Origin of the sequence: Panacibacter ginsenosidivorans, assembly GCF_007971225.1 — a bacterium.
In the GTDB taxonomy this organism is placed as follows: domain Bacteria; phylum Bacteroidota; class Bacteroidia; order Chitinophagales; family Chitinophagaceae; genus Panacibacter; species Panacibacter ginsenosidivorans.
Genome location: NZ_CP042435.1, coordinates 712,550 through 736,944 on the forward strand (window position 1 = coordinate 712,550; position 24,395 = coordinate 736,944).

General features: G+C 38.2%; 22 protein-coding genes. 16 read left to right on the forward strand and 6 right to left on the reverse strand.

Annotated elements, in window-relative coordinates; translation table 11 throughout:
* Nucleotides 1–339 precede the first annotated feature (339 nt).
* From FRZ67_RS02905 to lpxB, 3 genes are all read left to right on the forward strand, one after another.
* Nucleotides 340–2,034, forward strand: a complete 1,695-nt coding sequence (locus FRZ67_RS02905) for a S8 family peptidase (protein WP_158638288.1) — start codon at nt 340–342, stop codon at nt 2,032–2,034.
* A gap of 2 nt (nt 2,035–2,036) precedes the next feature.
* On the forward strand, nt 2,037–2,546 hold the full coding sequence (locus FRZ67_RS02910) for a DinB family protein (RefSeq protein WP_147188106.1): 510 nt from the start codon (nt 2,037–2,039) through the stop codon (nt 2,544–2,546).
* Between the two features lie 132 nt (nt 2,547–2,678).
* Entirely contained in the window at nt 2,679–3,800 is a 1,122-nt protein-coding gene (lpxB, locus tag FRZ67_RS02915; RefSeq protein WP_147188107.1) for a lipid-A-disaccharide synthase, read from the forward strand.
* A 226-nt stretch (nt 3,801–4,026) separates the two neighbouring features.
* Here lpxB and FRZ67_RS23475 read toward each other — a convergent pair whose 3' ends face one another.
* On the reverse strand, nt 4,027–4,203 hold the full coding sequence (locus FRZ67_RS23475; protein WP_192903896.1) for a DUF6728 family protein: 177 nt from the start codon (nt 4,201–4,203) through the stop codon (nt 4,027–4,029).
* Nucleotides 4,204–4,339: 136 nt separating this feature from the next.
* Between FRZ67_RS23475 and FRZ67_RS02920 the strand changes: the two genes are divergently transcribed.
* The 9 genes from FRZ67_RS02920 to FRZ67_RS02960 all read left to right on the forward strand — a co-directional run bounded on the left by FRZ67_RS02920 (nt 4,340) and on the right by FRZ67_RS02960 (nt 13,739).
* Nucleotides 4,340–5,686, forward strand: a complete 1,347-nt coding sequence (locus tag FRZ67_RS02920) for a phenylacetate--CoA ligase family protein (RefSeq protein ID WP_147188108.1) — start codon at nt 4,340–4,342, stop codon at nt 5,684–5,686.
* 218 nt (nt 5,687–5,904) lie between these two features.
* The gene (locus tag FRZ67_RS02925) at nt 5,905–6,654 is read left to right on the forward strand and encodes a hypothetical protein (RefSeq protein WP_147188109.1); all 750 of its coding nucleotides are present in this window, start codon (nt 5,905–5,907) and stop codon (nt 6,652–6,654) included.
* A gap of 113 nt (nt 6,655–6,767) precedes the next feature.
* Nucleotides 6,768–7,601 carry a hypothetical protein gene (locus tag FRZ67_RS02930; protein WP_147188110.1) on the forward strand — a complete coding sequence of 278 codons (834 nt, stop codon included), beginning with the start codon at nt 6,768–6,770 and terminating at the stop codon, nt 7,599–7,601.
* Nucleotides 7,602–7,782: 181 nt separating this feature from the next.
* Nucleotides 7,783–8,610, forward strand: coding sequence for an HNH endonuclease signature motif containing protein (locus tag FRZ67_RS02935; RefSeq protein WP_147188111.1), 828 nt, complete (start codon nt 7,783–7,785; stop codon nt 8,608–8,610).
* A gap of 329 nt (nt 8,611–8,939) precedes the next feature.
* Complete coding sequence (locus FRZ67_RS02940; RefSeq protein ID WP_147188112.1) at nt 8,940–9,317, forward strand: hypothetical protein; 378 nt, start codon at nt 8,940–8,942, stop codon at nt 9,315–9,317.
* 295 nt (nt 9,318–9,612) lie between these two features.
* The gene (wecB, locus tag FRZ67_RS02945) at nt 9,613–10,689 is read left to right on the forward strand and encodes a non-hydrolyzing UDP-N-acetylglucosamine 2-epimerase (protein ID WP_147188113.1); all 1,077 of its coding nucleotides are present in this window, start codon (nt 9,613–9,615) and stop codon (nt 10,687–10,689) included.
* Nucleotides 10,690–10,691: 2 nt separating this feature from the next.
* The gene (locus FRZ67_RS02950) at nt 10,692–11,891 is read left to right on the forward strand and encodes a glycosyltransferase family 4 protein (RefSeq protein ID WP_147188114.1); all 1,200 of its coding nucleotides are present in this window, start codon (nt 10,692–10,694) and stop codon (nt 11,889–11,891) included.
* 85 nt (nt 11,892–11,976) lie between these two features.
* On the forward strand, nt 11,977–12,555 hold the full coding sequence (locus FRZ67_RS02955; protein ID WP_147188115.1) for an acyltransferase: 579 nt from the start codon (nt 11,977–11,979) through the stop codon (nt 12,553–12,555).
* A 173-nt stretch (nt 12,556–12,728) separates the two neighbouring features.
* Complete coding sequence (locus FRZ67_RS02960) at nt 12,729–13,739, forward strand: Gfo/Idh/MocA family protein (RefSeq protein ID WP_147188116.1); 1,011 nt, start codon at nt 12,729–12,731, stop codon at nt 13,737–13,739.
* Nucleotides 13,740–13,809: 70 nt separating this feature from the next.
* On the opposite strand, the gene FRZ67_RS02965 is transcribed toward FRZ67_RS02960, so the two are convergent.
* Both FRZ67_RS02965 and FRZ67_RS02970 read right to left on the reverse strand, forming a co-directional pair.
* On the reverse strand, nt 13,810–14,826 hold the full coding sequence (locus FRZ67_RS02965; RefSeq protein WP_147188117.1) for a Gfo/Idh/MocA family protein: 1,017 nt from the start codon (nt 14,824–14,826) through the stop codon (nt 13,810–13,812).
* Between the two features lie 108 nt (nt 14,827–14,934).
* The gene (locus FRZ67_RS02970) at nt 14,935–15,156 is read right to left on the reverse strand and encodes a DUF2795 domain-containing protein (RefSeq protein ID WP_147188118.1); all 222 of its coding nucleotides are present in this window, start codon (nt 15,154–15,156) and stop codon (nt 14,935–14,937) included.
* 145 nt (nt 15,157–15,301) lie between these two features.
* Here FRZ67_RS02970 and FRZ67_RS02975 point away from each other — a divergent pair, with 145 nt between their 5' ends.
* A complete protein-coding gene (locus tag FRZ67_RS02975) occupies nt 15,302–15,961 on the forward strand; it encodes an ABC transporter ATP-binding protein (RefSeq protein WP_225975489.1) in 660 nt (219 codons plus the stop codon).
* A 204-nt stretch (nt 15,962–16,165) separates the two neighbouring features.
* Here the strand turns inward: FRZ67_RS02975 and FRZ67_RS02980 are convergent, their stop codons facing one another.
* From FRZ67_RS02980 to FRZ67_RS02990, 3 genes are all read right to left on the reverse strand, one after another.
* Nucleotides 16,166–17,356: a pyridoxal phosphate-dependent aminotransferase gene (locus tag FRZ67_RS02980; protein WP_147188119.1), complete on the reverse strand. Its 1,191-nt coding sequence runs from the start codon at nt 17,354–17,356 to the stop codon at nt 16,166–16,168.
* Nucleotides 17,357–17,513: 157 nt separating this feature from the next.
* Complete coding sequence (locus FRZ67_RS02985; RefSeq protein WP_147188120.1) at nt 17,514–18,206, reverse strand: DUF4397 domain-containing protein; 693 nt, start codon at nt 18,204–18,206, stop codon at nt 17,514–17,516.
* 204 nt (nt 18,207–18,410) lie between these two features.
* A complete protein-coding gene (locus tag FRZ67_RS02990; RefSeq protein ID WP_147188121.1) occupies nt 18,411–19,121 on the reverse strand; it encodes a DUF4397 domain-containing protein in 711 nt (236 codons plus the stop codon).
* 172 nt (nt 19,122–19,293) lie between these two features.
* On the opposite strand from FRZ67_RS02990, the gene FRZ67_RS02995 reads away from it, so the two are divergent.
* From FRZ67_RS02995 to kdpA, 3 genes are all read left to right on the forward strand, one after another.
* A complete protein-coding gene (locus FRZ67_RS02995; protein ID WP_147188122.1) occupies nt 19,294–20,721 on the forward strand; it encodes an L-serine ammonia-lyase in 1,428 nt (475 codons plus the stop codon).
* A gap of 188 nt (nt 20,722–20,909) precedes the next feature.
* Entirely contained in the window at nt 20,910–22,253 is a 1,344-nt protein-coding gene (locus FRZ67_RS03000; protein WP_147188123.1) for a sigma-54-dependent transcriptional regulator, read from the forward strand.
* A 409-nt stretch (nt 22,254–22,662) separates the two neighbouring features.
* Entirely contained in the window at nt 22,663–24,366 is a 1,704-nt protein-coding gene (gene kdpA / locus FRZ67_RS03010) for a potassium-transporting ATPase subunit KdpA (RefSeq protein ID WP_147188124.1), read from the forward strand.
* The last annotated feature ends 29 nt before the right edge of the window (nt 24,367–24,395 follow it).

Sequence of the window (24,395 nt, forward strand, 5' to 3'; positions counted from 1 at the left end):
CGATAAATTCATAAATCGGTAACAATTGCTTAAAATTGCAAATAACTGCGGTATGCTTGACTCATGAGAAGAAAGCTTGCCGCAATTTTGTATTACGAAACGATTGAATTGGTACGGTTTTTTGTACCCGGCATTGATACTTGATTTGAGCTTTACTTGCGTCGCACTCTTGTACTTTCTGTTCTCTGTTCAGCATTGGTCCGAACCTTGAAGTGAGTGACACAACCAGGATCCCATAAAAAACCAAAGTTGGTATTCAAATTATCATTGAGATTCAAACAACAGGTATAAAATCCTGGAATTGTTTGCACATAAGAAACATAGACGATTATGCAGCGAATGAAATTAATTACCGCGTGTAGCTTCCTTCTTGCTTCACAGTTAGGCTTTTCACAAAACAATATTAAAGGCTGGTATCTCCGGGATCCTGAGAAGGATGGTTTTTACGGCATAAGCCTTGATAAAACTTATGACTTTATAAAAGGTAAAACTGCATCACCGGTTATTGTTGCCGTTATAGATTCCGGCATAGACACTACGCACGAAGACCTCAAAGAAATACTTTGGACAAACCCAAAAGAAATTCCGGGTAATGGCATAGATGATGATGGCAACGGATACGTTGACGATATACATGGCTGGAATTTTCTTGGCAATAAAGATGGCAGCAACCTGAAAAAAGATGTGGATGAAAGAACCCGTGTGTATTACCGCTTCAAAGAAAAGTTTGATGGCAGGCAAATAGATACAAGTTCACTTACGTCTGATGAAAAATGGCAGTACCGCGAATGGCAGAAAGCTGCACAGCAGATGAATATAGATCCTGATGAAAAGATGGAAGTGATGATGCTGGAAATATTGGCAAAATCTTTAAAGAAGAATGATGCAATAATCCGCGAAGAGATGCAGAAAGAATCTTACAATCGTGATGAACTTGAAAAGTTTGAACCACAAACACAAAAAGGCAAACAGGCAAAAATGGGTTTTATAACCTGTTTAAAAATGCTGAATATAGAAGAAGATCAAACCAACCAGGACCTTATTAAAGACCTTCAGGAATATGTTGATGGCAAAAAAACATCAATGGATGCGAAGATTGTTGCTCCACCTGATTACAGGGCACAGACCATAAAAGATAATTACTACGCAATTGATGATAAATACTATGGCAACAATGATGTAATGGGCCCTGATCCCATGCACGGAACACATGTGTCAGGTATCATTGCAGCAGAACGTAATAACAACATCGGTGTGGATGGTATTGCAGACGATGTCAAGATCATGATGATACGTGCCGTACCTGATGGTGATGAATACGATAAAGACGTTGCGCTTGCCATTGTATATGCCGTTGACAATGGCGCCAAAGTAATTAACATGAGTTTTGGCAAAAGTTTTTCTCCTGAAAAGAAGTGGGTTGATGAAGCGATTCGTTATGCTGAATCAAAAGATGTATTGCTGGTACACGCAGCAGGTAATGAATCACATGATGTGGATGTAGTAGATAATTTTCCCAATCCAAATCTCATTAGCTTTAATGCCAGGGCTACAAATTTTATAACCGTTGGTGCAAGTGGCGATCCGCATGTTGCAGCAGGAAAAGTGATTGCCGACTTTAGTAATTATGGAAAAGAGACTGTTGATGTTTTTGCACCTGGTGTAAGAATCTATTCTACATTGCCCGGCGGCAACCAGTATGGTTATTTGAATGGTACCAGTTTTTCTTCACCGATCGTTGCAGGCATTGCAGCATTGATACGGTCTTATTATCCGCAACTCTCCGCAAAACAGGTAAAATACGCCATTGATAAATCAGCCGAAACCAAATTAGCAACTACGGTTACAGTACCTGGAACAGACAGCAGCACAACTATGAGCGAGCTTTGCGAAACAGGTGGTTTTGTAAATGCTTACCAGGCAATTGAAATAGCATCTGCTTTAAAGCCTGAGATGCCTGTCAACAATCCAAAGCCTGACAAAATAAATAAGCCTGTCTTTATTAATCCCAAAGAAATTAAAAGTAAAAATTAATCATGTCACGCCCCGCAGCAGCAGACTCCGCTGAGTTTTATCATCGTTATATTAATTATACACAAGGAGATTCTGTAAAAGAGATCATTGCAAATCACAGCAAGGAGATATATGATTTTTATAACAGCCTTCCCGAAGAAAAAGTAAATTATGCTTATGCAGAAGGTAAGTGGACCATTAAACAATTATTGCAGCATGTAATAGATGCGGAAAGAATTTTTACTTATCGTGCATTACGTATTGCAAGAAAAGATAAAACACCGCTCCCCGGTTTTGATGAAAACGCTTATGCCGAAAACGATGGCAGCGTAAACAGAACATCCCAATCACTCAAAGATGAATTCAATGCTGTCCGCACTGCAACAGATTTCTTGCTCAATAGTTTCAGCGAAACACAACTAAATGAAAGAGGCACAGCCAGCGATAAAAGTATCACCGCAAATGCCTTATGTTTTATTATTTATGGTCATTTACTCCATCACAAATTGATTCTCGAAGAAAGATATCTGTAATTTTATTTTTGAGCCGGACTGATGTGCATACGGCATCGTCTGTTGCGTCGCACTCTTATACTGCAACAATAAACTCACCAATCATTTTCAAATTACAGCTTCAGCAAACTAATTGTATTTTGCGCCCCGAATATGAAATATTATATCATAGCAGGAGAAGCAAGTGGTGATCTGCATGGCAGTAATCTCATAAAGGAATTAAAGCATTTGGATAATGCCGCCAACATTCATTGCTGGGGTGGCGATCTTATGCAGGCTGCAGGTGGCACATTGATCAAACATTACCGCGATCTTGCTTTCATGGGTTTTGCAGAAGTGGTTATGAACCTGCGCACCATCATGAACAACCTGAAATTCTGTAAACAGGATATAGAACAATTTCAACCGGATGTGTTGGTATTGATAGATTATCCGGGGTTCAATTTACGTATCGCTGAATGGGCAAAGCAAAAAGGCTTTAAAGTGGTCTTTTATATTTCGCCACAGGTATGGGCATGGAAAGAAGGTCGCGTAAAAAAGATGAAACAATGCATTGATAAAATGCTCGTGATACTTCCCTTTGAAAAAGATTATTACAAGAACAAATGGAACTGGGATGTTGAATATGTTGGTCACCCGCTTGTTGAAGTGATCGACTCGTTTATTGAAAGTCAAAACTCAAAACCCAAAACCCAAAACTCAAAACCGGTTGTTGCTTTATTACCCGGAAGCCGTAAACAGGAAATACTAAAGAAACTTCCGATTATGCTGGAAGTTGCCAAACATTTTCCAGACTATGAATTTGTAGTAGCAAAAGCACCCGGACAGGAAGATACATTTTACGAACCATTATTACAGCCTTATAGTAATGTAAGTAGCGTAAGAAATGAAACCTATAAACTATTAACACAATCAACAGCAGCGCTTGTTACAAGTGGTACAGCAACATTAGAAACTGCCTTGTTTGGCGTGCCGGAAGTTGTTTGTTACAAAGGAAGTAATATCAGTTATCAAATAGCAAAACGTCTAATAAGTATCAAATACATTTCACTGGTTAATCTTATCATGGATAAACCCGTTGTAAAAGAATTGATACAAAATGATCTTACCATAAAAAATCTTACTGCAGAACTTTCTCTTATTCTAACTGATCAAAAAAGAATTGCTGAAATAAAAAAAGATTATGCAGATCTGAAACATCTGTTAAGCCAGGGTGGAAATGCTTCCGCAAAAGCGGCAAAGAGTATTTATCAGTTTATGTGTAACGTTGAATAGAACCACGGCATCAGAAAAATAGCGTTAAGAAATTTATTGAATGTAGCGTACACAGCGAAGATGTTGAAACAAAAGAAGAAGTAATTCACTAGTCTTAGCAGAATTTTATTCCTAGACCATGTTTAGCTTCTTCGCTGTAGCGGAATGAAATAAATTTTAGCTATTTTTCTGAAGCCTTGACTTTTTTTGTTACTTTTTTGTGTCAAGACAAAAAAGTAAATGCGGGCTATTTAAACATCGGCAGTATCACAAACTTAAACAGCATTATTATAAGCGCCACCATAAACATCAACAGTGAAATCCTGTTCATGCCATGCATGTATTTCATCCATTGTGTGCGTGGCTGATTGGGGTCACGTTTTTTGATGTAGAGATATTCTGCCATTTGCCGCCAGATGCCCATAAGAAAGATTTATACAAAAATAACAAGCTTCATTCATTTTAGTTCATTGCGTATGTTAACCACAGATGCTTATTTTTGAACAATACAATAAAGCTTGAGCCTTTCCACCAACATATACAATAACAGCCCCGTTTGGATGCAGAACATTTTGGTATCTGCATATGGTTTGCGATGGAAGCAAAGAAGATTTGGCGGCGTTTTTCCTGAAGCATACAAAGCCGCAAAAGAAAGAGAAAATTTTACAACAGATCAATGGCATCAACACAATGAGGTACAATTGCAAAAAATATTATTGCATGCATTTATGCATGTGCCTTTTTATAGAGAAAGTTTTTTAGCGGATGGTTTAACTGCTGAAGCAATAAAAAAAATTACACCGCAAACAATTGATCAGTTACCAGTTCTTTCAAAAGAATTATTGCGCAAACATGGAACCACTACCCTGCTTGCTGATAAGAAAGAAAAGAACGGCGAATTCTTTGCCAGCAGTGGTAGCACCGGAACACCAACACAAATTTTATTTTCTCATGCTATGCATCAAAGATGGATGGCAGTCTTTGAGGCACGTGTGCGCAACTGGGCTGGCGTAAATAGTTTTGAACCTCGTGGTATGATCGGTGGCAGAAGAGTTTTGGCAGACGCTGCAAACAAACCTCCTTTCTATCGTTACAATTATTTTGAAAAGCAGGTTTATTTTTCTGCGTATCATATCAGCAAACAAAACGCAAAAGATTATTTACATGGCATGCAAAAACATCATGTGCATTATATGACGGGTTATGCGATGAGTAATTTTTTTCTTGCACGATTCTTTAAAGAATTGAATATTGAAGCACCGCAATTGAAAGCTGTAATAACCTCCAGTGAAAAGCTTACTGATGAAATGCGGCAAACATTTGCCGATGTTTACAACTGCAAAACTTTTGATGGATGGAGCGGTGTAGAAGCATGTGGACTTATTACCGAATGTGAACATGGCAGTCTGCACATTAGTCCTGATGCGGGTTTGCTGGAAGTGCTTGACGATAATATGCAGCCAGTTCCTTTTGGAATTGCGGGCACTGTTTATTGCACCGGCTTTTTAAATTATGATCAGCCATTGATACGCTACAACATCGGCGATAAAATTATTCTCTCCAACAAGCAATGTTCATGTGGCAGGCACATGCCCGTGGTGCAGGAAATTCTCGGTCGCGTAGAAGATGTTATCGTTGGAAAAGATGGCAGGCAAATGGTGCGTTTCCACAGTGTGTTCAACAGCCTGCACAGCATAAAACAGGCGCAGGTAATACAGGAAACTACAGATACCATTCTTGTAAAAATTGTTGCAGATGGCAAAGCAGATGCAACAGAAAAAGAAACGATCCGCCAGCGCATCTTAAGCCAGTTGGGCGACATGCAGATTGTTATTGAAGAAGTACCAACTATTCCATTAAACAACAATGGAAAGTTCCAGGCAGTGGTTTCGAAATTAAAGAAGTAATTTTTTATGAGCCAAAGTGTAGTAATGCTATTGAGCTTTCGTTGCGTCGCACACATGTGCTGGTGGAAGGGAAGGCATCAGATTGTATTTTGGGAGAAGACGTAGTGTTGTATATTTAGGTGTTAAGCGAAATTTTTAGAGTAAATCCCATCAACTTGAACTACGGAAAGATAATTATTAAACCGCCAGAAGAGAATATTAAATATTTATGGAGGTATATGGATTTACACAAGTTCCTCTACCTCATAATAGAGCAAAAATTATTTTTTGCTCGCCTTGATAATTTAGATGACCCATTTGAAGGTATTACAACTAAACTACTTCGAAGGGATGCAAAATATTCACAAGTACCTTTAAAGCTCGAAGACTTTAAAGACGATTTATCAAAAAAGAAAAAACAACAACTTATCAATGAAAAAAAACTTCATGATTATTTGAAGAAAGACGAAATTGAAAAAGCGCAAAGACGACAATATGTAAATTGCTGGTATGCAAATGAACGAGAATCAATGGCAATGTGGAATATTTATTCTAATCCAGATTCATTAGCGCTTAGAGTCGAATTTAATGATCTAAAAATAGCAATAACAAAATCCTTTTTAGACTTCGTTTTAGAAAATGAAAAACGCGTGTCAGTAATTGGAGACAAAGTAACGTATCTGCCTTTGAACCCATTCGACGTTTCCTTGCCAAAACAAAAATTTAGGTTCAGTGCATTTAAGAAGGATGTTTCCTTTCAATATGAAATGGAGTATCGATTTTTAATTTTTACAGTTGATAAGTTAGATAAACAGCCTAGTCATTGTACAATCCCAATAGACTTTAGCAAGTTCCAACTGACCGTCATCACTCACCCACATTTGGATCAGTGGAAGTTTAAAAATCTTGAAAGTTTACTTTCAAAATACAATTCAAATTTTAAAATTGAAAAATCAGCAACAATATTGCGAGCTAAAAACTTCAGCTAACATGGTATTTTTCGGTTGGTGACGACAACAACCGAAAAATACTACTGCTAATTTTTGATCTGTGAGGACACAGACCGATACGAAAATACTAGTAACAATAAAATAAGGTATAAATGACAACTTTAGCTTCTTGGGTAACTTATAGTAAGACAGGTGAAAAGCCGGAGCTTCCAAGGGCAATATATATCGTTTCAGATAGTCGCATTACTTGGGGTTCTCAATCGGTGCGTTGGGATGCCGGCAGAAAGGTTTTCAATTCGCAAAAGAAGCCACATGTTTTTGGTTATTGCGGTGATGTTGTTTTTCCAAGTCTTGTGCTTGGTCAAATAATTTCAGCAATAGATAATGAAATTTTATTTGAGAGTCAACAAACCCCTGATGAAAAACACGAGAGCATACTCCATACAATAAAGACCTCATATAAAAAAAGTCATAACAATACAACGATGGACTTCTCAATTGTACATGCGTACAGATCTCATCCTTGGCCTCACACCGAGTTTTTATTCTGGCATATATCTTATAAGGCAAAGACTAATGAATGGTTTAGTAATAAGGTTGATTTACCAAAAGAAACAGGCATTATTGTTTCACTGGGCTCCGGAGCACCAAGTGCGGAGAATCACGGAAGAAGTTGGCAAAATTCAGATGTAGGAGGCACCAGTCGATCGTTCTTTTCAGCATTTTGTGATTCGATAAGCTCTGGAGATGATAGGCTTTCTGGAGGCACCCCACAGCTAGTTGCATTATATACAAAACTACCTGCAAAAAGTATTGGGATAATTAAGGATAACCGTTACTTTTTACACGGAATGGAAATTCAGCCTAACCCTATGCTTTCTAATATAGAATGGAAAGATGAATTATTTCGAGATGTCAACCCTTCTACCAATAATTTAAAACAAGGAGCTAGACCCTTTGTAAAGCCCAAATTGAAAAAGAAATAATTTGCTGTTGCCACAGAGTTACGCGCAGCGAACTCTGTGGACTGGGAATCTAATTGCTTCACTAGTTTGAAAATAAGCAAACTAAATAATAACTTGTACCAACGAATCACAGAGTTCCTTTCAAGTAACTCTGTAAAAACAAAAAAACGCGGGGCGTTGGGCGTTATACCAGACAAACACTATGAAAGTCAAAAAAAATCGAGTCAAAATTGACGATGAAATATCTGCACAGGTCTTATATGCCTCAGACAGGACTTGTTGTGTTTGCAATGAAAGAGGAAAAGCAATTCAAATACATCATATTGATGAAAATCCAAGTAATAATGAACTATCCAATTTAGCTGTTCTATGTTTTCAATGTCATGAGGAGACCCAAATACGGGGAGGTTTCGGGAGAAAGCTTAATGCTGCACAAGTAATGAAATATAGAGAAGAGTGGGTTATTCGAGTTGAGCAAAGAAGAAAAAGTGTAGATGAGTTGGTTTCTTTAAAAACTATTGAAGGACAAATAGAAAGCAAATCCGCAGAACCTGAAGTTTTCATACAACCTTATGAAGATGTTTTTGAAGTTAGTGAACACGAAATCAACAGATTTAAGAACTACGTTTATAAAGTTGCAGAAATAAAGAAAACGGTGTTTAAATATGCAACACCTGATTTGGACACAGGAATTACAAATGTTGTTAGGCAAACGTATTATGAGATCATTGATTTCTATGAAGAAATTTTAAATGAGCTTGCATCATTTTATCCATCTAATCACTTTGATGGCGGAGATTCAAAGAAATATTTTAATAAACTAATTGCAACTCGTTTTCATTGGCATAGACTTAAAGTAGAAACTTATGGTGTTGGTAATGGGGGGACTATGGTTCATGTGTTTGTTGGTGCAGCTGTAATGAGTGACACTAACGAAATGATTAAAGATATTGTAAGATATCTAGCTGAGTTTAAGTTTACAATTGATTACAAAAACTGGGAAAATAATTGGGACATAGAAGATGAATAGTACAAACACTCTTTCGCTGCAACATCTTCATAAAAGGTTTTGTGTGCTGGTTACGAGATGTTGCGTTTTTTGATTTGCAGGATTTTTACTTTATACTTTAATGCTTCATTTATTTCCAACCGCACAAGTGAGTGACACGACCGGCGATGCCATGAAAAACGCTGCCAAGATAATAAATAGCATAAGGCAATCACTGCTCTCCCAAGAATCATTTCATCATTACCGAAAGCTATTGCCGAAAAAACTGATGAAAGTCATGTTTTAGGCTTATAGCAGTCATAGAATTCAAGGTTGCCCGGGATGAAATTTGCATTATAAAATTCAAGTTTATGCGAGAAGCACTATCACCCTTATACAGAGATCACAATGGTATACCGCTGATAAACCAGGTAAATATTCAACATAAGAACTATATCTCTACATTCATTAACTGGTGCGAACGACAGGAAAAAAACAAGATGTTCTGGCAAGGTCTGGCTTATATGGGTATTATAGGTATGACGCTTCCCTTAACCTTAGCTTCAATTCTATTTTTAGGGGGTGCTAATTTTAGTTTGATCATAATCGCGGCTGTTGTAAACGTTCCGGTACTGGCATTGAATTTAGCTGCTCAACGTACAAAAGTTACTTTACCGCCGTTCTTTTTTGCGTTACTGGTAGATGTAGCAATCGTGCTATATAGTTTTGCATATTTCTTATATCATTGAGTTTATTTTTCTATCGGTTGATGTCCTTACCAACCGAAAAATACTACTTCTAATTTCGGTCTGTGAGGACACAGACCGATAGATGCAACGGTTTCTATGCCGCCATAAAAAACAAAACGTACAAGTGAGTGACACAACCGGCGATGCCATGAAAAACCACTGCTTGCCAACAAAAACTTGCCGCAAACCGTCCTTTCTTTAAATCTTCATGTGCTTTTAAGTTGTTTTTCGTTGATTGCCTGTAATTTGGGGCATCGAAAGAAACCGGCAACGCTTATTTAGAAAAACCAATTTCATGAAAATTATTACTGTAGTAGGCGCAAGACCGCAGTTTGTAAAAGCCGCCGTGGTATCGAGGGCTTTGCAGCATCATGGCGGCATGCAGGAGCTGATCGTGCACACCGGGCAGCACTACGATAATAATATGAGCGATATTTTTTTTGAGGAGATGCAGATACCGCAACCGGCATATAACCTGGAAATAAAAGAATCGCTGCATGGCATGATGACGGCGCGGATGATGATGGGCATTGAAAAAATTCTGCTGGATGAAAAACCCAATGCAGTACTGGTTTACGGCGATACGAACAGTACGATGGCGGCATCGCTGGCGGCCGCGAAACTGCATATTCCGGTGGCGCATGTGGAAGCAGGACTGAGAAGTTTTAATATGCAGATGCCGGAAGAGATCAACAGGATCGTTACAGATAAAGTGAGCAATTTGTTGTTTTGCCCTACACAGACTGCTGTTGATAATTTGCAGGCAGAAGGTTATACACAATCATTTTACCATATTCATTTAACGGGTGATGTAATGTATGATGCTGCATTGTTTTATTTTGAACGATCTGCACCACGCATTATAGAACAACTGCAATTGCAGGATAAGCAATTTATACTGGCAACGATACACCGGGCAGAGAATACCAAAAATATTCTGCATCTTGTTTCTATTGTAGAAGCGTTGAATGAATTGAATAAGCAGCAACAGGTTGTGGTGCCGTTGCATCCAAGAACATCGAAACTGATTGGGCAACTGAGTGTAAAGCCTTTGTTTACGATCATTGAGCCTGTTGGTTATTTTGATATGCTTCAATTGCTGCACAATTGTTCGCTGGTAATTACAGACAGTGGGGGTTTGCAGAAAGAAGCATACTTCTTTAAAAAATTCTGCGTTATTATGAGGGAACAAACCGAATGGAAGGAATTGACAGAGCACGGCTTTGCAACGATTGCAGGGAGTAATAAAGAACAGATTATATTACAGTCACAAAATTTTATCAGCAACCATTTTACCAGTGATATTGCATTGTACGGCGATGGTAATGCAGGTGAGAAAATTGCCAACATCCTGGAAAATTATTTGAACTAACTGTGCGCATTGTAATACTTACACAATATTATCCCCCGGAGACAGGAGCACCACAAAACAGGCTGTCGAGCCTTGCAGGTTATCTGGCTTCTTATGGCAATGATGTAGAGATATTAACCGCAATGCCAAGCTACCCAAAGAGCGAAATATTTGACGGGTATAAAGGGAAAAAATATTATAAAGAAACCATTGCAAATATTCCTGTCCACCGCTCTTCTATTTATGTAAGTAAGAAAGGGGGCATTACAAGAAGATTGAGTAATTATTTTTCATTTTGTTTTAGTTCTTATTACAGCGCTGCAAAAAGATTACAACCTGCAGATATTATTATTTGTGAATCACCACCATTGTTTCTTGGAATAACAGCAGTATTATTAAAACGCAAGTGGAAATGTAAATTGGTGTTCAATGTGTCTGACCTGTGGCCCGAGAGTGCTGAAAAGATGGGCATTATCAAAAACAAATTTGTTATTAACCGTTCTTATAAACTTGCCAACTGGATCTATAAGAATGCAGATCTTGTAAGCGGGCAAACAAAGGGAATTGTTGCCGCCATAAAAGCAATGCAGCCACAACAAAAATTATTCTGGTTTCCTAATGGTGTTGACCTGCACAAACTCAATAATCATAACGGAACAGTAAAGAGCAATAATAATTTTTCTTTGTTGTATGCAGGCATTATTGGTCATGCGCAAGGTTTGGAAGTAATATTACATGCAGCCAATAAACTAAAAGATAAAACAGATATTCATTTTCATATCATCGGTGATGGACCGGTAAAAAATTCATTGCTTGAATTACAGAAAGGATTACAGCTAAATAATATTACATTCATCAGTAATCAACCATCAGAAAAAGTAATGGAATGGCTGCATCAATGCGATGCATATATTGTTCCGCTTCGTAAACTTGATCTGTTCAAAGGTGCTATTCCTTCCAAATTATTTGAGCCTTTAGGAATAGGCAAACCCATTTTACTCGGTGTTGAAGGAGAAGCAAAAGAATTATTTATTGACGAAGCAAAAGGCGGATTATTCTTCGAACCTGAAAATTCAGAACAGCTTTCTGATTCTATCATACAATTATACAACGACCGGAAATTGGCAACTGACTTAGGTTTCAGCGGACAAGCTTATGTAAATAATTATTTCCGCAGAGATAAAATCGCAGAAGCATTCTGGAAAGAATTACAAGCCTTATAGTGAACAGTTAACAATGAACAGTGAACAATTGTTTTGACTTTTGAATTTTGAATTTTTACTTTTGGCTCTCACATAATTTCCAAACATGAGTGCAGACTTTTTCGCACACCCCACCGCAGTTATAGATGAAGGCGCTGAAATAGGCAATGGCACACGCATCTGGCATTTCTCTCATGTTATGAAAGATGCAAAGATTGGTAACAACTGCAATATTGGTCAGAATGTTGTTATCTCTCCCGGCGTTGTGCTTGGCAATAATGTAAAGGTGCAGAACAATGTTTCGTTGTACACCGGCGTAACCTGCGATGATGATGTTTTCCTTGGTCCTTCATGCGTTTTCACGAATGTTATCAATCCCCGGAGTGCCATTGTGCGCAAACATGAGTATATGCAAACACATGTGGGCAAAGGCGCAACAATTGGCGCGAATGCAACTATTGTTTGTGGTCATGATATTGGTGCGTATGCTTTTATTGGTGCAGGTGCGGTTGTTACAAAAACTGTAGCGCCTTATGCGTTGGTCGTTGGCAATCCTTCCAAACAAACCGGTTGGATGAGCGAGTATGGGCACAAACTTTCTTTTGATGAGGATGGTTTTGCTTTTTGCAAAGAGAGTAATGAAAAGTATCAATTGAAAGAGGGTATTGTAAATAAGGTTTTATGAGCCCGGCATTTGCATTTCATAGCATCACCTCTTGCGTCGCACTCTTGTACTATTGAACTTTATGCAACATATCCTACAATATCTTTACTTTGCGTCTTCGCGTTTCAATACTGGTCAGACGGCTCTAAGCCGTCAGACCAGTAACTTCAAAGATTCATAAACTCGCTATATAAATGGAGCCTGTAAAATTTGCAGTAGTTGGTTGCGGACATATTGGAAAGCGTCATGCAGAAATGATTCAAAGAAATGAAGAAGCAGAGCTTGTCGCATTAATTGACGTAAAAGATAAAACTGCATTGAATATTGATAATAATATTCCTTTCTTTCAAAGTCTTGAAAGTTTTTTACAATCAGGCATTGATGCTGATGTTATCAATATTGCCACACCAAACGGATTGCATGCAACGCAAGCCTTGCAAAGTTTACAAGCCAATAAACATGTGGTAATAGAGAAACCTATTGCACTTACCAAAGCAGATGCAGAGAAAATTATCTTTAAGGCGTTACATGTACATAAACATGTGTTTGCTGTAATGCAGAACCGTTACTCCCCTCCTTCTGCATGGATAAAAGAACTAATTGACAGTGGCAAACTTGGTAAGATCTTCATGGTACAACTTAACTGCTACTGGAACCGTGATGCACGTTATTACAAAGGCGATACATGGCATGGCACCAAAGAACAGGATGGCGGCACACTCTTTACACAGTTCTCTCACTTCATAGATATTTTATATTGGCTGTTTGGTGATATAGAAAATATTCAATCAAGATTACACTCATTCAATCATCAATCATTAACCGCATTTGAAGACAGTGGTACTGTTACCTTTGATCTTTGTAGCGGTGGCTCAGGTTCGCTAAATTTTTCTACTTCTGTGTGGGATAAGAATATGGAAAGCAGCATCACCATCATTGCAGAAAATGGCAGTATAAAAATTGGCGGTCAGTATATGGATAAGATTGAATATTGTCATGTAAAAGATTATACAGTTCCTGAGCTTTCACCAACTAATCCCGGTAATGATTATGGCGCTTATAAAGGCTCCGCGGCGAACCACAATTTTATTATTCAGAATGTAATTGATGTAATTCGTTCAAGATCTACTATTACAACTAATGCATTGGAAGGCTTGAAAGTGGTAGATATTATAGAACGGATTTATGCTGCGGGAAAGAAGTAGCTGCAATGAAAAACAGAAAGTACAATTGAGTGACACAACAGGCGACGCCATTTATTCTTTAGGTGGCTAACTAAATATATTTTGCTTCTTTATAGATTTTCTCAATGATCTCAACAGTCTTCAATCCATCGTATGCATTGGCATACGACGTAGCACCGTGCAATAATACATCCACAAGATTTTGATATACTTTATCATGATTACTCATTGAACCGATGTACGTACCGTAATCGTTTGCCGTATTGCTTTTTGGAAGATTTTCAATTGTATAATTTTCGATTAGCTGGTATTCCAATTCGTTTAAATATTGCCCTCCGATCTTCACTGTTCCTTTCTCAGCAAAAATCGTAAGCGAGCCCTCCATATTTTTTTTATAACTGTTTACTGTGTAATGAATGCCACCAATAATGCCATTCTCAAATTCCATGTTAACAATACCGGTATCTTCAAACTCAATAATCTTCTTATGCGCAATATTTGATAACATTGCCTGCACATTTTTCACATAACCAAAGAACCAGTACAACAGATCAATAAAATGAGAGAACTGCGTAAACAAAGTTCCACCATCATATTCCTTTGTCCCTTTCCATGAATTTTTATAATAATCAGGATTTCTGTTCCAATAGCAATTCAGTTGAACACTATAAATTTTACCGAGCTTATTTTGATCAAGCAATTCTTTTACTGCCTGCACGGGTGGATTGAACCGGTTTTGTTTTACTACGAATAATTGCCTTTTATTTTTTTCGGATGTCGTAATCATTAGCCTGCAATCTGGAGCGCTTATTGCCATTGGCTTTTCACATAACACATGAAAACCTGCATTCAATGCTTCAATGGCATGCAATGCATGCAAACCATTTGGTGTGCATACAACTATAACATCTATGCTTTGCCTTTGCAGCAAAAGTGACGCTGTAGTATAATAGGCCTTAGCCCCGAATTCTTTTGCGAGATCATTCGCTTTGTTTGGAATAATATCACATACCGCAACCAAATGTCCAAAACGATCGATCTGTTCCGCATGACGTTGCGCAATCCTTCCGCAACCAATAATAGCAAAACGCAGGTTCGTTCGAAGCATTAATAATTTTTTGGAAAGATAAGGAGTGAATACCTTAATAAAAGAAAAAACCAATCATGGTATGATTGGTTTAAATTATTTATTTGTTATCTGAAGTGGTAAACAGGATCAGTATTCATCTTCATTGAACATAAAATCTTCCTGGCTTGGATAATCAGGCCAAATGTCTTCAATACTTTCATACACTTCACCTTCGTCCTCCAGTTCCTGCAAATTTTCCACTACTTCAATAGGAGCGCCGCTGCGTATAGCATAATCGATCAATTCGTCTTTTGTTGCCGGCCAGGGCGCTTCTTCCAGGTAACTTGCCAATTCCAGTGTCCAGAACATAGTCTCAAATTTTGCGCAAATGTAAGCGTTGTAACGAAATATCCAAATATGCTATTGCACATTGGGTTTAAATTAATTTTAAAAACTTTTTTAAAAAGACTGCGTTTCTTTGCAACCACTCTAAAAAAGAAAATCTATCCACTCAATGAGCATGTTAAACGCAAAAGGCATTCAAAAATTTTACGAGAAACTTCATGTTTTAAAAGGTGTGGATATTTCTGTTAATAAAGGTGAGATCGTTTCTATTGTTGGCTCTTCCGGCGCAGGCAAAAGCACTTTACTACATATTCTTGGCACGCTTGATGAACCTGCAGCCGGTGAAATTTTTCTTGGCCAGGTTCCCGTACATGAACTAAAAGGCAAAAAGCTGGCTGCTTTCCGCAATAAAGAGATCGGCTTTGTTTTCCAGTTTCATCACCTGCTGCCCGAATTTACTGCCCTGGAAAATGTGTGCATTCCCGGATGGATCGCTGGTCGTAGAAAAAAAGAAGTGGAAACAGAAGCCACGAAACTCTTACAAATGCTGGGACTGGCAGAGCGGCTCGATAATAAACCCAATGCACTTAGCGGTGGCGAGCAGCAACGAGTGGCAGTAGCCCGTGCCCTCATCAATAAACCAGCCATAGTATTTGCCGATGAACCTACCGGCAATCTCGATAGCAAAAATGCAAAAGAACTGCATGATCTGTTTGTACAACTGCGCAACCAATTCAATCAAACTTTTTTAATAGTTACACACAACGAAGAGTTAGCCGGCATGAGTGATCGTACGTTGCATATGAAAGATGGTTTGATCGTGGCATAGTTTTTTTGGAGCTGACTTTTGTTTTTCATAGCATCACCTGTTGCGTCGCACACTTGTACTGCAATATTATTGTTCAACAAAGAATAGAAAGTACAAGTGAGTGACACAACGAAGATGCCATATGCACTTGAGCTTACTACATAAAAAAACTCCGCATAAATTATACTGCGGAGTTACTTTATAAACTTCATATACACTATATACTTACTTTAACTTAGCCAATGCATCTTTAATTCTTGCCCATGCCCTTTCAATATTGGTCATGCTGTTGGCAAAAGAAAAACGCACACATTTTGGTTCACCAAATGCATCACCCATTACAGAAGATACATGTGCCGTGTTCAGCAAATACATTGAAAAATCTGCTGAGTTTTTGATAACGTTTTCACCATCACTTTTACCATAGTAAGAAGACACATCAGGAAAAATATAGAACGCGCCTTCCGGCTCTCCGCACTTAATACCCGGAATATCTTTTACAAGCTCAAGTACTTTTGCTCTTCTGCGTGTAAACTCTTCAGCCATTTCATGCGAAGGTCTCAGATCTGCTGTAAGTGCCACCACTGCAGCTTTCTGTGTGATAGAGCAAGTGCCGCTGGTGAATTGCCCCTGCAATTTTTCCATTCCTTTTGCTACTTCCACACTTGACGCAGTATAACCCAAACGCCAGCCTGTCATCGCAAAACCTTTACTCAATCCATTGATGAGAATAATGCGGTCTTTCAGATCAGCAAACTGTGCAATGCTTTCATGCTTGCCAACGAAATTGATGTATTCATAGATCTCATCGGAAATGATATAGATGTTAGGATGTTTTCTAAACACTTCTGCTAATCCAGCCAATTCTTCTTTGCTGTACACAGCACCGGAAGGATTACATGGAGAAGAAAATAAAAACAATTTTGTTTTATCTGTTATAAAAGATTCAAGTTGTGCAGGTGTTATTTTAAAACCACTTTCTAAAGTTGTATGAGCTTCCACAACTTTACCTCTTGCAATCTTAACCAGCTCAGAATAAGTAACCCAGTAAGGCGTTGGAATAATTACTTCTTCATCCTCATCAACCAATGCAAGAATAGCATTTGCCAGACTTTGCTTGGCCCCGGTTGACGTAACGATTTGTTCAGGTTTATAATCCAGGTTATTATCACGCTTCAGTTTATCGCAAACGGCCTGGCGCAGGTCGGGAAAACCAGCCACAGGTGTGTAATGGCTCCAGTTGTCTGCAATTGCTTTTACAGCAGCATCTTTAATGTGTTGCGGCGTGTCAAAATCAGGCTCACCAAGGCTAAGGTCAATTACATCAACACCTTTGGCCCGCAGCTCACGGCCAAGTTTAGCCATTTTGAGCGTTTCAGGTTCTGCAAACCTGTCTAGAATGGAAGATAGTTTCATTGTCAGTTGCTTCGTTTTTTGGATGGCAAAGGTAAGGGTAATACAAAAAACGAAGAGAGAGATTATGTAACCAACTTATGAACAAATGTTAGGCTGCGGTTGTGTCACTCACTTGTACGTTCAGATCAACATTGGGCAAATGCGGATAACCATTTCATTAATGTCTTATAATGGCTGTATCTAAAGGAGTGGTGGTATTCTCATATAAACCTTTCAGGTAAACGGTATACTGCTTTCCGCTTTGAAAATTTATACTGCTGAATTGTTTAATCACCGTTGTAGTATCATGATCGTATAACGAGAGATCATAAGTGCCTGCAGGAACAACGCTGAAATTTGAGTATGAACTTACCAGGCTTTGGTCATTAAAATATCTTCCAGCAAATTTTATGGTATCATAAACATTTGTAAATGAAGCATCGAGTGTTGGGCTGTTGGGACAAAAATCGAGCACTCTTACTTTAGCATAAGAAAAAGTATCTGTAGTTAAATTATCTTCTGTAAATACAACATTTGGTAGACTTGCGTTAAAAGAATCTATTAGAAAAAGGCTGAAATATTTACCTGCAGGAAGATTTAGCAATTGATCAGTCAGTGAATTAGTGGAACCTGTTTGTGAGAGTTTAAATTCATAGATTCCGGGAAATACAAGAAAGTAACCACTGTCTTTGCCATAAACATAATTGGTTGCAATGGTGTTGCTGTTAAGTGTTACATCAATGGCAGGTGCGTCTGGTGAAGCATTGACAACATACAAACCTGCAGAAGGTGGAGTTGTTTCGCCACCGGTTAGCCCGCAACCAGATAGTGCAAACAGCATGATAATTGCAACACCGGTGTTTTGTTTCATTAAGACTTTTGTAATTTATGCCGCAAAATAGGTTAATGCCTATAAACTATAAAATGAGATTACTTATAGTTGTGTTATACAAATGAAAATTATATTGTTTTGCTGCCAAAAGTTATGGAGTACAAGTGAGTGACACAACGATGCTTAATTAAAATACAAAAGCCGGTTACCAAAAAAGATAACCGGCTTTTGTAAGAGATTTATTTAAAGTAAATGCTGTATGAGACCGTAACCCATAGCCTGTGTGCCCGTGCCGTTATAAAAACCTTTCAAATAAATGGTGTATGCTTTACTTCCTAACAATTGAACATTTTCAAAAGTTTTAAAAGGTGTACCACTTCCCAGCATAAATAATTTTATGTTATAAGTTCCGCCTTTGATCGTAGTAAAATCAGACTTGTAACTATCATACGATTGGTCATTAAAGGAACGGCCTGTTAATTCAAGCACATCTGATGTTGCTGTATTTTCAAACCGAATAGTATGATAAGTCAGGTCGGGGCAAAAATCAAGATACCTTACCTCTACAGAATCAGAATCTGGTATTGTAAAATTATCTGCCACAGCAACTGCTTTCATTTTACTTACTGAATCAATAAAATATATGCTATATAAAGTACCAGTGTCCAGAATAAAAGTTTTAGTAACATAATAAGCCGTCTTGCCGGCTTCAGCTATTTTAAGTTCATAAGGTCCGGGTGTTCCATATGCATAACCCGTATCTGTACCATAAGTAATATTTGGGAGAGACAACTGCCCATTAATATAAATATCCGTAACAGGTGCATTTGGAGAAGCTTGTACAATAAATATTCCGGCAGGATTTGGGGCAGCAGGCCCGGAATTACTTTTCAAACAACTGCTAAACAGCACAGCGGTTAATACAACAAGCAAAAAGCTAAAGCGTTTGATCATTTTTGTTTTTTTAAAATTTCGCAAATATAGTGTTTGACAATCTTATATACAGGAACGTTGCAAAAGGCACAATTGTGAGTGCTGAAAAGTTAAAATATATAATAAAGCTGATAAGCATAAATGATAACTCTATGACACTATTTAGTATAGATTTGTCTAACAAACGCATGTTATGCCACACGAATGCATCTCTGTTTTTGATATGTTTAAAATTGGCGTAGGTCCATCCAGTTCTCACACACTTGGCCCATGGCGTGCGGCATTGCGTTTTTTACAGACAATAGAAAACAATTACAGTTTAACTGATGTGCTGGACGTGCAGGTGCTGCTGTATGGTTCGCTTGCAAAAACGGGCAAGGGACATGGTACAGATATAGCAGTTATACTTGGTTTGTGTGGTGATGATCCCGTAACAGTTGATGTAAATAGCATTACACCTAAAATGCAGCAAATAGCTACAGAAAAAAAGATGATGCTGGCAAACAAAGCAGAGATCGGATTTGATCCTTTAACAGATGTTGCTTTTTTATTTACAGAAACACTGCCCTTCCATCCAAACGGTGTAACCTTTCTTGCGCAGTTTAAAAACGGCGAAAGCATCAGCGAAACTTATTATTCTATTGGAGGAGGTTTTGTGGTAAAAGAAGGAGAAAATAATGACAGCAAAACAAATGTTGATCTCCCTTTCCCTATCAATACTGCAGATGATCTACTGCACTGGTGCATAAAAACAGGGCTTGCCATTTACGAAGTGGTAATGGAAAACGAACATGCATGGCGCAGCGAAACATCCACAAAAGAAGGCCTGCTGCAGATATGGCAAACAATGAGGGAATGTATGTATCGGGGTTGTCACCACAAAGGTGAATTACCCGGTGGCCTGCATGTACACAGAAGAGCATTTGATCTCAATAAAAAACTCATCGGCAATCAAACATACAATGATTATGAAAGTTGGGTTATTGCCATTAAAAATGGTGGCAACAGTTTTCACTATATTCTTGATTGGGTAAGTTGTTTTGCATTGGCAGTCAATGAAGAGAATGCAGCGTTTGGCCGTGTTGTTACAGCGCCTACTAATGGCGCAGCGGGTGTAATACCAGCGGTGCTGCAATACTTCATTGCTTTCTGTGATGGTTATGATAATGATAAGATCATAAGATTTTTATTAACCGCATCAGAGATCGGCAGCATCTTTAAAAAAGGCGCAACAATTTCTGCAGCAATGGGCGGTTGCCAGGCAGAGATTGGCGTGTCGTCTGCAATGGCTGCCGCTGCATTAACAGAAAGCATGGGCGGTACACAAAAGCAAGCCATGATGGCTGCAGAGATTGCCATGGAACATCATCTTGGCCTTACCTGCGATCCTATTGGCGGGCTTGTACAGGTACCATGCATAGAACGCAATACAATGGGCGCTATAAAAGCAATAACCGCATCCCAGCTTGCATTACAGAGCACTCCTGATTACGCAAAAGTTAGTCTTGACAAAGTAATCAAAACCATGTGGGATACTGCTCTTGATATGAACAGCAAATACAAAGAAACCGCCGATGGTGGCCTTGCTGTAAATATTCCTATAAGCTTGAGTGAATGTTGATCTGATATTTTCCGGTGACAGGCTTTTGTTCTTTGCAGCATCGCCTGTTGTGTCACTCACTTCAGCATTCTTAACTTTAATCAGCAGGCAAATCTTTCAGTCGTATATATAGTCTTTACTTATACAATTGAATAAATAATTACACACTATTTTCCTATTCCATAGTTTTGAATAATTAATAAAAAAATTTGAGAACAGTACTTATTATTGATGATGAAGAAAAACTCCGCAGCCTGTTAGCAAGAATTGTAAAGCTGGAAGGTTTTGAAGTTCTGGAAGCTGCAACCTGCAAAGCTGCATTGAAAAAACTGGAGCAATCAGCAATTGATGCAATTCTCTGCGATGTAAAACTTCCTGATGGTAATGGCGTTGACCTGGTGAAAGAAGTGAAAGAAAAATATCCTGCTGTTGAAATAATATTACTTACTGCTTATGGCAATATTCCAGATGGTGTACAGGCCATAAAAAATGGAGCATTTGATTATATCACAAAAGGCGATGATAATAACAAGATCATTCCATTACTCCATCGCGTTTTTGAAAAAATAGAATTATCCGAGCGTGTTTGTAAACTTGAAAAGCAGGTAGAAAAAAAATATTCTTTTGATAATATCATTGGCAAATCAAAAATTATCCTTGTCGCTGTAGATCTTGCAAAGCGGGTGGCATCAACAGATACAACGGTTTTATTAACCGGCGAAACAGGAACAGGTAAAGAAGTTTTTGCACAGGCCATACACCAGGCAAGCAGCCGGAATAGCAGATCTTTTGTTGCCATCAATTGCTCTGCATTCAGCAAAGAATTGTTGGAAAGCGAAATGTTTGGTCATGTTGCAGGGTCTTTTACAGGTGCATCAAAAGATAAAAAAGGTTTGTTCGAAGAAGCAGATAAAGGAACGATCTTTCTTGATGAGATCGGCGAAATGAGTATTGAACTGCAGGCAAAATTGCTGCGTGTAATTGAAGCCGGTGAGTTTATTAAGGTCGGTGAAAGCAAAACAACAAAAGTTGATGTAAGAATTATAGCAGCCACCAACCGCGACCTACATAAAGAAATTGAAGCAGGTCATTTCAGGCAGGATCTTTTTTATCGCTTATCTGTTTTTGAAATAAAATTGCCTGCTTTAAGAGATAGAGTTCCCGATATAGAAATGCTTGCAAAGAATTTTGCAGAAATATTTGCTGCAAAAACAAATAAAAAAATCGATACACTTAATGACGCTTTTATTAAAGCATTGAAAAAGCATGACTGGCCTGGCAATATCCGTGAATTGAAAAATGTGATTGAACGGAGCGTTATACTGGCTAACTCAAATGAACTTGTTGCTGATACGTTGCCTTTTGAATTTCAACATAAAACTGAATCCTCAACAGGAAAGATACTTTCCGCATTTGATCTTGCCAGCGCAGAAAAATTGCATATTCAAAAAGTACTTAACTATACCAATGGCAATAAAACAGAAACTGCACGTTTGTTGAACATCGGCTTAACCACACTATACAGGAAAATAGAAGAATACAAGCTTTTCTAAAAGGCTTTCAAAATGATATACTGCCCTTTCATTATGAAAGGGTTTTTTATTTTTAAAACTTTCTGCCAAAACTGCTTAACATTCTGTAATCCTTTTCCAGTAACCATTTCAGGATACACCTAACACTTATTTGTATACAAGGGCATAAACTTTGGCGCTATTCAGCCAAACAAAAAAGTTATGCTCACAGTCATTCTAATTCTTGCAGGTATTATAGGCTTTGCCCTGTTCTACAAATTCATTGACTGGTTTGAAAAAATTTAAAAGAAAATAAACATGATCTATCTATTCATCATTTCAATGTTGGTCTTTGTTTACCTCTGTTATGTATTGGCAAAACCAGAAAAATTTTAATCACAATCAACAACTTTTAAAAAGCTCCTCCACCGGAGGGGTTGGGGGAGACTTTATGAACACAGAAATAGCCGGAATTATTATAACGTACGTCACCACTGTATTACTGGCAGTTCCGCTTGGACATTATATTGGCAAAGTCTACAACGGAGATAAAACATGGCTGGATAAAATATTCAATCCACTGGATAAAATATTTTTCAAATTCAGTGGCATTAAACCTGAAAGAGAAATGAGTTGGAAACAACATCTTGTTGCATTACTTACTATTAATCTTCTTTGGTTTTTGTTTTCTATGCTGGTGCTCATGAATATGCGTTGGCTTCCATTAAATCCTGATGGCAATCCATCTATGACAGCAGACCTTGCATTTAATACAACAATAAGTTTTGTTTCAAATACAAACCTTCAGCACTATTCAGGAGAGACAGGTGTTTCCTATCTCGGGCAAATGGTATTGATGTTGTTTCAATTCATTAGTGCAGGTGCAGGTATGGCAGTATGTGCGGTAGTGTTCAACGCAATGAAAGAGAGAACAACTGAAAAGCTTGGCAACTTCTATAACTACTTTATAAAATCCTGCACAAGAATATTATTGCCTTTATCAATCGTTGTTGCTGTGATATTATTATTCAACGGCACACCAATGAATTTTGAAGGAAAGGGCCAATATATTTCTTTACAAGGAGACACAGTAAATGTTTCAAGAGGTGCTGCGGCTGCAATGGTTGCTATTAAGCAACTTGGCACAAACGGTGGAGGTTTCTTTGGCGCAAACGCTGCGCATCCTTTAGAGAATCCAAACTATTTTACAAACATCATCGAAAATATTTGCATTCTTCTTATCCCTATTGCAATGATTTTTGCATTAGGCTATATTATAAAAAGAAAAAGATTTGCATGGATGGTCTTTGCGGTAATGACGCTTGGTTTTTTACTGTTACTACTTCCTTCCATCTACAATGAAATGCACGGCAATCCTGAGATCGCGAAGATGGGCATTCCACAACCGCTCGGAAGCATGGAAGGAAAAGAAGTTCGTTTTGGTGGTGCGGCATCTGCTTACTGGGGTATTAGTACAACATGCACATCCAATGGATCTGTTAATGCTATGCACGATAGTTTCACGCCACTTACAGGTATGTCTGCTATGCTCGGCATGATGGTCAATTCATTTTATGGCGGTGTTGGTGTGGGCTTTCTAAACTTTTACATTTTCATCATCATAGCAGTTTTTATAAGTGGTTTAATGGTTGGCAGAACACCTGAATTACTTGGTAAGAAAATAGAAGCAAAAGAAATGAAGATCGCTTCCATCATAGCATTGTTGCATACGCTGCTCATCCTTGCATTCACTGCGCTTTCTTCTTATATGTATGCGCATGATCCCACGACTTATGCAGGCTGGCTCAGCAACCCGGGTAATCATGGATTCAGTGAAATGTTGTATGAATTCACTTCATCTTCTGCAAACAACGGCAGTGGCTTTGAAGGGCTTGGTGATGGTGTGCCTTTCTGGAATATTACTTGTGGTATCGTTATGTTACTTGGTCGTTTTCTTCCAATCATTGGCCCGGTTGCAATAGCCGGCATTCTTGCCAAGAAAAAATATATACCTGAAAGTGCAGGCACACTTAAAACAGATACATCCACATTCGGTATTATGATCTTCGCTGTAATATTTATTGTAGCTGCATTAAGTTTCTTCCCTGCACTATCATTAGGACCTATTGCAGAATATTTTACCCTACATCCCTAAAGGTACTTTGAAGAAATAGATTATGAACC

Bases quoted from the DNA above. Each gene is read 5' to 3' on its own strand.
- FRZ67_RS02905 (WP_158638288.1), top strand. From the start codon at position 340: ATGAAATTAATTACCGCGTGTAGCTTCCTTCTTGCTTCACAGTTAGGC.
- FRZ67_RS02910 (WP_147188106.1), top strand. From the start codon at position 2,037: ATGTCACGCCCCGCAGCAGCAGACTCCGCTGAGTTTTATCATCGTTAT.
- lpxB (WP_147188107.1), top strand. From the start codon at position 2,679: ATGAAATATTATATCATAGCAGGAGAAGCAAGTGGTGATCTGCATGGC.
- FRZ67_RS23475 (WP_192903896.1), bottom strand. From the start codon at position 4,203: ATGGGCATCTGGCGGCAAATGGCAGAATATCTCTACATCAAAAAACGT.
- FRZ67_RS02920 (WP_147188108.1), top strand. From the start codon at position 4,340: ATGCAGAACATTTTGGTATCTGCATATGGTTTGCGATGGAAGCAAAGA.
- FRZ67_RS02925 (WP_147188109.1), top strand. From the start codon at position 5,905: ATGGATTTACACAAGTTCCTCTACCTCATAATAGAGCAAAAATTATTT.
- FRZ67_RS02930 (WP_147188110.1), top strand. From the start codon at position 6,768: ATGACAACTTTAGCTTCTTGGGTAACTTATAGTAAGACAGGTGAAAAG.
- FRZ67_RS02935 (WP_147188111.1), top strand. From the start codon at position 7,783: ATGAAAGTCAAAAAAAATCGAGTCAAAATTGACGATGAAATATCTGCA.
- FRZ67_RS02940 (WP_147188112.1), top strand. From the start codon at position 8,940: ATGCGAGAAGCACTATCACCCTTATACAGAGATCACAATGGTATACCG.
- wecB (WP_147188113.1), top strand. From the start codon at position 9,613: ATGAAAATTATTACTGTAGTAGGCGCAAGACCGCAGTTTGTAAAAGCC.
- FRZ67_RS02955 (WP_147188115.1), top strand. From the start codon at position 11,977: ATGAGTGCAGACTTTTTCGCACACCCCACCGCAGTTATAGATGAAGGC.
- FRZ67_RS02960 (WP_147188116.1), top strand. From the start codon at position 12,729: ATGGAGCCTGTAAAATTTGCAGTAGTTGGTTGCGGACATATTGGAAAG.
- FRZ67_RS02965 (WP_147188117.1), bottom strand. From the start codon at position 14,826: ATGCTTCGAACGAACCTGCGTTTTGCTATTATTGGTTGCGGAAGGATT.
- FRZ67_RS02970 (WP_147188118.1), bottom strand. From the start codon at position 15,156: ATGTTCTGGACACTGGAATTGGCAAGTTACCTGGAAGAAGCGCCCTGG.
- FRZ67_RS02975 (WP_225975489.1), top strand. From the start codon at position 15,302: ATGAGCATGTTAAACGCAAAAGGCATTCAAAAATTTTACGAGAAACTT.
- FRZ67_RS02980 (WP_147188119.1), bottom strand. From the start codon at position 17,356: ATGAAACTATCTTCCATTCTAGACAGGTTTGCAGAACCTGAAACGCTC.
- FRZ67_RS02985 (WP_147188120.1), bottom strand. From the start codon at position 18,206: ATGAAACAAAACACCGGTGTTGCAATTATCATGCTGTTTGCACTATCT.
- FRZ67_RS02990 (WP_147188121.1), bottom strand. From the start codon at position 19,121: ATGATCAAACGCTTTAGCTTTTTGCTTGTTGTATTAACCGCTGTGCTG.
- FRZ67_RS02995 (WP_147188122.1), top strand. From the start codon at position 19,294: ATGCCACACGAATGCATCTCTGTTTTTGATATGTTTAAAATTGGCGTA.
- kdpA (WP_147188124.1), top strand. From the start codon at position 22,663: ATGAACACAGAAATAGCCGGAATTATTATAACGTACGTCACCACTGTA.